The organism is Methanomicrobium sp. (genome assembly GCF_055145805.1).
This window is the reverse complement of sequence record NZ_JBSREC010000110.1, coordinates 1-9,572: the sequence shown is the minus strand read 5'-3', so window position 1 is coordinate 9,572 and position 9,572 is coordinate 1. Positions and strand designations below refer to the sequence as shown.

The following is a 9,572-nucleotide window of genomic DNA, read 5'->3' as shown; positions in this document are numbered from 1 at the left end:
TGTTGCATTAAAAAACAAATAATTTTTTTCGCAATTATATATTAGCCCAAAAGGATTTATGGCAGATAAAAAACTATAAGTCCGATATGGAATATCTTATCATATATCTGGGGGGGAGATAAAATGGGAGGAGAGATTGCCGATCTAAATGACATAAACTGGGAAAAGGTTGTTGAAAGAAATATAAAGCCTGCAATAGTTATGTTTTTTAGTGAAAATTGTTCTCACTGCAGAACAATGATGCCTTATTTTGAAAAATATTCCCTGGAATTTAATAAAAATATAATGTTTGGCAGACTGGATGTAGAAAAAAATACATGGATTCGTGATCGCTATGGCATAATGTCCACACCTACTTTTAAATACTTCTGTGGAGGTAAACCGGTAGGTGAGATTGTAGGTGCAGTATATCCTGCAATGCTAAAAAAAATGATTGAGAATATGATAGAACATGGGCAGGAGTGTGCAGAAAAATCATCATCAATCGAGTATGAGATCACAGGTTATGCATAATTTCTGAGAGATAATTTGTTGCCGATATAAATGAGATTTTTATTTTACAGCGTTTACAATCTGGAAAAGTTTTATGGCAGATCTTCAAATAATGAATGAATTCAATCTGGAAATGCTTCAAAAAAAAATCGGCTATTTTTTTTCGGATGAAAAATATCTGATTCGTGCATTAACAAGGCATGCATATGCAAAAGAGAAAGGTCTTCCGGATTATGATTATATGGATGCTTATGCGACACTTGGAGATGCGGTAATAGATGTTGTTGTAATATCACATTTAATTGAGAAAGGGGAACACGAAAAGGGAATTATTACAACCAAAAAAACGGATCTGGTTAATATGACCCGTCTCAGGAATCTCGCGGAATCTTTAGGGCTTCACAATTATGTGATTTGGGGAAAAGGAGAAAAACAACAGCATATATGGACTTCAGGGCGCGTTCTTGCAGAGTGCATTGAAGCGATTTCTGGTGCGATATATATTGATGGCGGTGTGGACGCAGTGACAGATTTTCTGGCTAATACCGGTTTTTTCTGCCAGAAAAATCTTTGATTTAAAGTCAGCATATATAATCTGCCAAAAATATTATATCTGTTTTTTATTGAAAATTATTCTTGTTACAAACAACATTCTTTTATTTTTCATTCGTTTTAAAGAAACATGCTGGAATCTTAATTTCAAATTTTGCACCTTTTGAATATATACCGGTTTCTTTTATGGATATTCCTGTTATCTCAAGGATCTCTTTTGTAAGGAAAAGGCCAAATCCCTCATATCTCACAGAGTTTTTTTCAAATATCTCTCCCTTTAGACAATCCTGTATTCCACGACCATTGTCTTCAAAATTAATGTAACAAAAATTATTTTTTTCATATGAAGACATTTTTATTTTTGTAACATATTTTCCATGTATTATTGAATTATTAATTAAATTTTCAAAGATCTTTTCAAGCATGGGATCTGCAAAAATTTCAAGGTTGCCTGTATCTACTTTATATTCTATTTTTTCATCTGATAAAATGCCTGAGTGTTTGAGAAAAGCATCTCTTATATTTTGCCATTTGGGTTCATATAAACCAAGATTCTGGTAATCTCTGGCAAATACAATTTCTGATCTTATTATTTCATTTGCAGAAGCGGCTGAATTAATATATTTCAATATATCATTAGGTAAATCATTGTCAGCAAGGGCAAGATTCTCTGATATAAGCGCAGTGTTTTTATAAATTTCTTCAAGAATAGAATTACTTAAATGATTCAATTTATTTCCTGTTGTTTTTAATGAATTTCTATAGATTTTGTGTTCTTCAAGTTCATAATTATGTATTGCACCTGAAATATCCTTTGCAATCTCTTCAAAAAGGGAGTGCTCGTCAGGGTCTGATACCAGTTCTGTTGGAATTGTTACAGATATTATTCCATAGATTTTATTTTCATATTCAAGACATGTTGTAATTGCTCCTTTATCTTCATGAATTTTTCTTAAAGGACAATCCCTGCATGAATTAGAGCATCTTTCAGAATAAATTATTTTTCTGGTTTCAAGTGCGGATTTTGCACATCCTGTAAGTTCTCCTTTTTTAAGCCATCCAAGTATATCTTTAAAGTCATCACCAAATCCTGATTGTGCTGATGCTGTAATATTTCCCGGAGAATCAAACAGAACAATTCTTACATTATAATATCCTTTTGAGTTTAAAATCACGCTGCAAATAGATTTGAGCATAAATTCAAGGTCTTTTGAATCTGTTATGGCATTTTTCACCTCCTTTAAGGTATAAAAGATTTTATTCAGATGATCAATTTTTTTTATGTTTCGATCTCTTTCAACCGATTTCCTTATCATTATTGCAAGCTCTGAAAAAAGAGTTCTTACATCTCCTCCTTTTTGAATGTAATAATCAGCACCGTTATTTATTGCTGCAATGGCGATTTCTTCCCTGCTTTTTCCTGTAAAAAGAATGAAGGGAATTGAATTATTTTGTTCTCTTAAGCTTTTAAGAAATTCAATTCCGTTTTCTTCAGGCATATCATAATCTGAAACAATTGCATCAAATTTTTTCTCTTTTATTTTTAAACGACCCTCTCCCGGGGAAAAACAAAATTCAGTTCCAATATTCTCCCTTCGCTTAAGATATATTGATGTTGCTTCGAGGAGAGTTTTCTCATCATCTACAAGGAGTACATTTAACATTTTAGTAACTCCTAAAAAAATACATTAAATAAATCATATACATTTAAAACACCAAGGAATATATCTTTTAAAAGTTGAATATATTGTTAACTGCAATAAAATATTGGTGAGTATATTAAATATATATCTTTGGGGATCTAAACCTCATTTGAATCGATAAGATATATAATTTTAATAATAAGATTTTTTCCGAATACACGCTTAAAAATTGGCATATCCTCCTCGAGTGACCATAATTCAAGGTAGCATTTGCTTTCAGATTCGACATTTAAAACAATTTTACTGCCTGACCGTGCAAATGATGCATTTTTGACCCTCCCATCGTGACTTCTTTCCATATGCTCTGCCATTCTGAGAATTGTGGAGAGCAGGATTACTGCATTTTGATCATCTTCTTTTAGATTTTTCAATTTTACATCAGTCTTCTTCGGCATTTTTTTTCTGTGATGACGGGTTATTATTCCTATCATCTCAATTTCATTCTGATTAAAACCTAAAAGAGGTGCATTAGTGATAACATAATAGGAATGATTCTGGTGCTGTGAGAATGATATAAACTGTCCCACATCATGCAGAAAAGCGGAATATTCCAGAATTTCTCTCTCTCTGTCGCCGAGATTGTGAAGTCCCAGTCCCTTTGCAGAATCAAAGAGTGACATTGAGAGCCGGATAACATTTTCTGCATGAATTTCATCAATTTTGCATGATCTGCCAAGCTGTTTTACACTTCTTTTTCTGATTGGCATCTGTTTTGAGTGTGGAAACCCGGGAAGTTTTGTCAGATAGTCGACTAAAAGACCATCACGAAGACTTCTTTCAGAAGCCTTTATCTCTTTAATCCCTGTCTGACTGAGAATAGTGTAAAGTATTATCGCACCGGTGATGATTATATCTGCACGTTCAGGATTTATACCCTGAACAACTTTTCTTTCTGCAAGATTTTTACTACAAAGATAAAGGATGACATTTAGTAGTTCATTTGTTGTAATAGAATCATTACTTTGAATCTCTTTATTTATGGAGTCAACACGGTTTTTTATTTCGACAAGTGCCTGAATGGTGCCGGAACTTCCAAAAGCTCCGGACAGATTATATTTTTTTATAATTCCTGAAGTATGTCCATATTTGTCAAGAACATGCTTTTTAATTTCATCAAATTGATTTTCTGTAACGCTTTTTGAATAATTAAAGGGGAAGAATAAATTTGTGGTTCTGATTGCACCGAGTTTAAAACTTTTTAATATATGGTAATCAAACTGATTTCCAACAATTATTTCTGTGCTGCCACCACCGATGTCTATAAAAAAGTAATTCTGGGCACCAATATGAATCCCACTTGAGACACCCAGATAAATTAGTCTTGCTTCCTCAGTTCCGGAGATAACTTCCAGTGACAACCCAGCTTTTGTTTTAATTCTCTGGAGAAATTCCTTTTTGTTTAGAGCCTCTCTTGTAGCTGATGTCGCAATCGCAATTATTTCTTCTGCACCAAAACTTTTAGCCATTTCAACAAATTGTCTACAGACAATTTCTGCCCTGTCCATTGCAGAATCTTCAAGGAATCCATTTATGAACTCCCCCTGCCCCAGACGGATTGTCTCTTTTTGTCTTCTTAAAACAGAATATGAATAATTCGAATTCAGGCGAACAATTAAAAGACGGGCAGAATTTGTTCCAAGGTCAATAAATGCAACTACTTTTTCAACTAAATTTTCTTCCAATCAATCACCACATTTCTTTTAAATACAATTTCAAGAAGATCACCCTTTTTTATTGCAGCCACTTCTTCGGGTAAAAATCTCATTTCGGAAATGTAAGATATACAAATCTGACTTTCGTCTGTTTTTACCTTTATATCTTTTACAAGAGAAAGATGGGTTCTGTCAAGTCCGTCAGCAATTCTTAGAATTGATGCAAGTATAGATACAAGATTTTTATCCTCTTCGGAAAGTTCATTATAAATTTCATGTTTAAGAGATGGTAGTGATTTTCTATGATATCGGGCAATGTTTGCAATAATTTTCCTGTCATATAAATTTGTACCAGATATTTCAGAGTTGAGAATTAGATCACCTGAATGTTTGTGGTGACCTTTAATTGAGATCAAAAGACCTATGTCATGCAGCATTGCGGCAGAGAGAAGATACTCTTTTTCCTTATCTCCCATCTGGTGAAGGGGTTTTAATTCATCAAATAATCTCTCCGAAAGCCATGTGACATGAAGCGGATGTTTTGTATCCGCCTTTTTTTCAGCCAGTATTTTCTGTAGTTCATCTATTTTCCGGCATTTCATAGAACCTATTCATCTCCTCCGTATTTTATAATATCCAGAGGTTTTCCTTCCCTGTAAATACGTGCAAATGCTTCAGGGAGATTATTTTTATAGATCCCCTCAACGGCTCTTTCAATATCATATGGGACTCTTATGTGACAGATGGATAACGGTTCAAGGGTTAATAAAGCGTAACATGCTCTTGGATCTCCGTCTTCAGGCCGTCCGACACTGCCTGTATTAATAAACCATTTTTTTTCGATTTCCTTTGCAAAAGGTTCATGTGAATGTCCTGAAACAATTATGTCAGATTCGGTTGCCTTAATATATTCTTTCAATCTTGGAAGAGATGTTTCATCAGTGATATATTCATTAACTGATTCAGGGCTGCCATGCGTAATATACAGGGTTTTGTCTCTGAGATTTATTTTAATGTACTTTGGAAGTGATTTTAGATACAATCTGCTATCATTTGAAAGATTGTCATAAGCCCATTTTATTGAAATACGTTTAGACCTGTTTTTTGGTTTTTTATGATTTTCTTTTTTTCCCTGCTTTAAAACAGAGAGATCATAATTTCCGATTACACTTATTACATGTTCTTTTCTTAAGAGTGAGATAACCTCTTCAGGGAAAGCACCATAACCCACAAAATCGCCTGTATTGATAATTGCTGCTGCTCCCCTTTCTTTTGCATCAGATAAAACTGCCTCAAGAGCAGGGAGATTTGCATGTACGTCTCCAATCAATGCAATTTTAAGTTCACCTTCCTCTGTGGAATCAACAAGATGGTAAAATGAAGACTGGATTGGAAGGGATATTATTTTTCTTAAAGAGTCCCATTCTTTTTTTTCTTTTAGTTCTTCCCAGTACTTTATAAATTCATAATAAAGATCTTTTCTTTTACTTACTCTTTCATCATGAAGATTTACTATTCCCGGGATAATTATTCTGAAAAAATTTTGATTTCCGAAATACTGAACTGATCGCTGTCTCTCGTCTTCAAGAAATTTCACTAAAAAATCCGCCCATACGTCACAGTCATGGATATCTCCAAGTATATCCTGAAGTCTTTTTATTGATTTGATATTCTCCTTAAGTGCCCCGTCATAAAGATCAGAGAATGCTTCAAGGGTATATCTGAGTCTTTTTGCTGCGATACGCATTGCATGGTGTTGTTTTTTATCATCTGGATCTCCAATAAACTTTTCATACCAGAAAATTTCCTCTATCTTTAAGGATATATGATAAAAAGCATTTTCAAATGCATAGGGAGAGTGAATATCAATATTTTCAATTTTTGCCTTTACAACTATCTTCTGAAGATAATCCCCGAATTTCTCAATTGTTTTTGCTCTTTCAAGTTTTATTATATCTCTGACAATAAAAGGCTGCAATTTTTCCCTTTCCTGTTCAATCCGGAGTTTTAGGCATTCTAGACCTGGTAAAAACGGATTATTAAATGAAAAAAATCCAGAATAATCATTTTGCTTTATTGAATGTTCCTGCTTATTAATTCTGAAAATTTTAAAAACAAAAAGAGATAATTTTTGAAAAACTGTGAAATGTTGTCTTGAGGCATCCATATCCGGACCGGCGGCGATGATAATTGTTGTTGCATCAGAATTGTCCTGTTGGTTTTTCTTTTTCTCAGGTGTAAAAACAGAAATTTCTTTTTTCGTAACATTTTTATTAAGATTTTTTATATAAGACTCCAGAAATTCAATTTGTACATCCTTATCTCTTGCTTCTCCTAATGCTCTTGTTACATAATGAATCTCATCTTTCCACTTCTTAAAATTTTTTGGAGGAAAACAATCCTCGTAAAGATTTAAAGCGGCCCTGATTCTTCTTGTGGCAACCCTGCACCGGTGGATATATTCAATATCCAAAGATTTCTTCACACCTTCTGTTTCGGCACTTAGTGCAGCAAGAAGAGGAAGAACTGTCTTTGCGGCATACAGGCAGTATCCCTGATCACATTTAGTGCAGTTTCTCTCTCTCATATTTACATCTCCGAAAGCCGGGCTTTTACTGCCTCTGAGATTGTTGCAAGTGTCTGAATTCTTGCATTGTATTTGTTATTTCCAAGAACAATATTCCAGGGACAGGCTTCTGTACTTGTAAGCCTTATCATATCAGATACTGCAGATTCATAATCATCCCATTTTGCTCTGTTACGCCAGTCGTCTTCTGTTATTTTCCACTGCTTGAATGGATTATACTGACGTTGCTCAAATCTTCTGAGCTGTTCACTTTTGTCAATATGCATCCAGAATTTCACCAAAATACCTCCCCAGTCGTCAATCTGAGCTTCAAATTCATTTATCTCATGGTATGCACGTTGCCATTCATAGTCGGAACATAACCCCTCCACTCTTTCGACCAGAACCCTGCCATACCAGCTCCTGTCAAAAATTCTTATTCGTCCGGGTTTTGGAAGATTATTATAGAAGCGCCAGAGATAATTATATCGGAGTTCTGAGTCTGTCGGCGCCGACACTGGTATTATCCTGTAACCTCTGGGATTAATGTACTCTGTTAATCTGACTATTGCCCCGCCTTTTCCTGCTGCATCCCATCCTTCATAAAGAATTATAAGAGGAATTTTATTTTTATAGAGTTCTGCCTGAAGTATTCTCAGATTTCCCCCATATTTCTCTTTTATCTTAGAATATTTGGGCTTTTGAAGTGGATTTTGTGGTTTTGCATCAGGCAGGGTAAATTTTTCCGGATGATATGCAGTTTTCATCTGAGCAAAATAATTGTCAGATGTTTTCTGACAGCACAAAGCATCCTCAATTAATTTTATAATTATTTTGTATGCCTTAATAACAGCATAATTTGTATCATCAGCCTCAATGATATTCCATGGAGCATATTCTGTATTTGTCTGATTAAGAAGATCATCAATATATGGGTAGTACTTGTCATAATCCTCTTTAGGATTCCAGTCCGAATTTTTAAGATAATATTTGAGGCAGGGATCATTAATGCTTTTTTCAAACCTTTTCTTCTGCTCTTTTTTTGAGATATGTATAAAAAATTTTATTATTAAATACCCGTCATCATGTAGCTGCCTCTCAAAGATTTCGGCACAATTAATAGCTTTCCTGCATTTTTCCGCATATTTTATATTTTCATATAAAATCCTGCTGTACCAGCTTCTGTCAAAAATTGCAATATGTCCCTTTGGAGGTATTTTTGTCCAGAAACGCCAGAAAAAAGGCATTGATATCTCAAGATTACTTGGTTTCCCGGTAGGATACAGTGTATATCCCCTTGGATCAATATTATGAATAACTTTATTGCAAATCTCAGAGATTCCTGATGCATCCCACCCTTCAAATATTATAATAGCAGGGATATCTGCACTTTTAAGATCACGCTGGATTTCACCAAGTCTCAGTTTCAGAGAATCCTTTTCCTCATCATACTGTTCCTTTGATACTTTTTTACCAAGGTTGATATTATCCAACATATTTTCAGGCATCCTTTTTTTAAGAACAAAGAATGAAATAAAAAATGATATGGTTTTTTTCAATCATTAATGCATTCTCAGGGGTGGCTGTCATTCCACTCACCCCTGTGTTCTATCATCCATTTTTGAGAATCACACAAGGGTTTATCGCCGCATTTAACCCGCTCATAGGTTCCGTCTGAAAGCAGTTTCCTTGAATTTACATTGTCGAAAAGATGTATTTTTAGAATTCTTAATGTCTCCTCACGAATATTCTGATTTGTCAAAGGAACAAGAATTTCAACTCTTTTATCAAGATTTCGTGGCATCATATCAGCACTTCCCGTCAGAATGATTCCATTTTCATTATTTTTAAAGTAAAGTATTCTTGAATGTTCCAAAAAACGTCCTACTATAGATGTACATGTAATATTTTCACTTATTCCCTTAATCCCGGGGCGAATGGAACATATTCCTCTAATCTGAAGATCAATTTTCACTCCGTTTTGAGATGCTTTATAGAGTGCCATAATAATTTTTGGATCAACAAGCTGGTTTAGTTTAAATGCAATATATCCCTTGCCGTGAAGATTATGCTGTTTTATCTCTTCATCTATATAGCCGATGATATCATCTCTCATCGTTCCTGTCTTTTGAAAAGAAACCAGAAGTGATTCATATTTCTTTTTACCGGAATGTCCGGTGAGGGCATTGAATAGATCTGCCGAATCAGAACCAATACTTTTATCACAGGTTATTATACCCAGATCAGTATAAATCCTTGAAGTTATAGGATTATAATTTCCTGTTCCAAAATGCACATATGTAGTAAGTCTTCCCTTCTCACGTCTGACAACCATACATAATTTTGCATGAACTTTCACACCTACTATACCATAAACGACATGGACACCGGCATGTTCCAGTTTTTTAGCCCATTCAATATTATTTTCTTCATCAAAACGGGCTTTTAATTCGACTATGACAGAGACCTGTTTCCCGTTATCCCTCGCTTCCATAAGATATTTTACAACAGGTGAATTTTTACCCACCCTGTATAATGTCTGTTTAATTGCAATCACATCAGGATCTCTCGCTGCCTGTTTTAAGAAATTAATAACAGGGTTAAAAC

Annotated in this window: 8 protein-coding genes and 1 pseudogene; 2 read left to right on the top strand and 7 right to left on the bottom strand. The window is 34.4% G+C overall.

All coding sequences use genetic code 11. The features are described 5' to 3' along the window. Positions 1–123: 123 nt before the first annotated feature. Together ACTB1O_RS10260 and ACTB1O_RS10255 are read left to right on the top strand one after the other, a co-directional pair. Positions 124–513 (top strand): thioredoxin family protein, encoded by a 390-nt coding sequence (locus tag ACTB1O_RS10260; protein ID WP_462995040.1) that lies wholly within the window; start codon positions 124–126, stop codon positions 511–513. Between the two features lie 73 nt (positions 514–586). Then, positions 587–1,066, top strand: coding sequence for a ribonuclease III domain-containing protein (locus ACTB1O_RS10255; RefSeq protein WP_462995039.1), 480 nt, complete (start codon positions 587–589; stop codon positions 1,064–1,066). Positions 1,067–1,148: 82 nt separating this feature from the next. Here ACTB1O_RS10255 and ACTB1O_RS10250 read toward each other — a convergent pair whose 3' ends face one another. The 7 genes and pseudogenes from ACTB1O_RS10250 to ppk1 all read right to left on the bottom strand — a co-directional run. Next, positions 1,149–2,279 (bottom strand): GAF domain-containing sensor histidine kinase, encoded by a 1,131-nt coding sequence (locus ACTB1O_RS10250; RefSeq protein WP_462995041.1) that lies wholly within the window; start codon positions 2,277–2,279, stop codon positions 1,149–1,151. A 153-nt stretch (positions 2,280–2,432) separates the two neighbouring features. Beyond that, positions 2,433–2,708 (bottom strand): annotated as a pseudogene (locus tag ACTB1O_RS10245) (response regulator); the annotation flags it as partial. 137 nt (positions 2,709–2,845) lie between these two features. After that, entirely contained in the window at positions 2,846–4,429 is a 1,584-nt protein-coding gene (locus ACTB1O_RS10240) for a Ppx/GppA phosphatase family protein (protein WP_462995038.1), read from the bottom strand. Next, a complete protein-coding gene (locus ACTB1O_RS10235) occupies positions 4,414–5,001 on the bottom strand; it encodes an HD domain-containing protein (protein WP_462995037.1) in 588 nt (195 codons plus the stop codon). The genes ACTB1O_RS10240 and ACTB1O_RS10235 overlap by 16 nt, the downstream gene beginning before the upstream one ends. Positions 5,002–5,006: 5 nt before the next feature. Next, positions 5,007–6,986: a CHAD domain-containing protein gene (locus ACTB1O_RS10230; protein ID WP_462995036.1), complete on the bottom strand. Its 1,980-nt coding sequence runs from the start codon at positions 6,984–6,986 to the stop codon at positions 5,007–5,009. 2 nt (positions 6,987–6,988) lie between these two features. After that, positions 6,989–8,473, bottom strand: a complete 1,485-nt coding sequence (pap, locus tag ACTB1O_RS10225) for a polyphosphate:AMP phosphotransferase (protein ID WP_462995035.1) — start codon at positions 8,471–8,473, stop codon at positions 6,989–6,991. Between the two features lie 65 nt (positions 8,474–8,538). After that, a partial coding sequence (gene ppk1 / locus ACTB1O_RS10220; RefSeq protein ID WP_462995034.1) for a polyphosphate kinase 1 occupies positions 8,539–9,572 on the bottom strand: 1,034 nt, incomplete at its 5' end.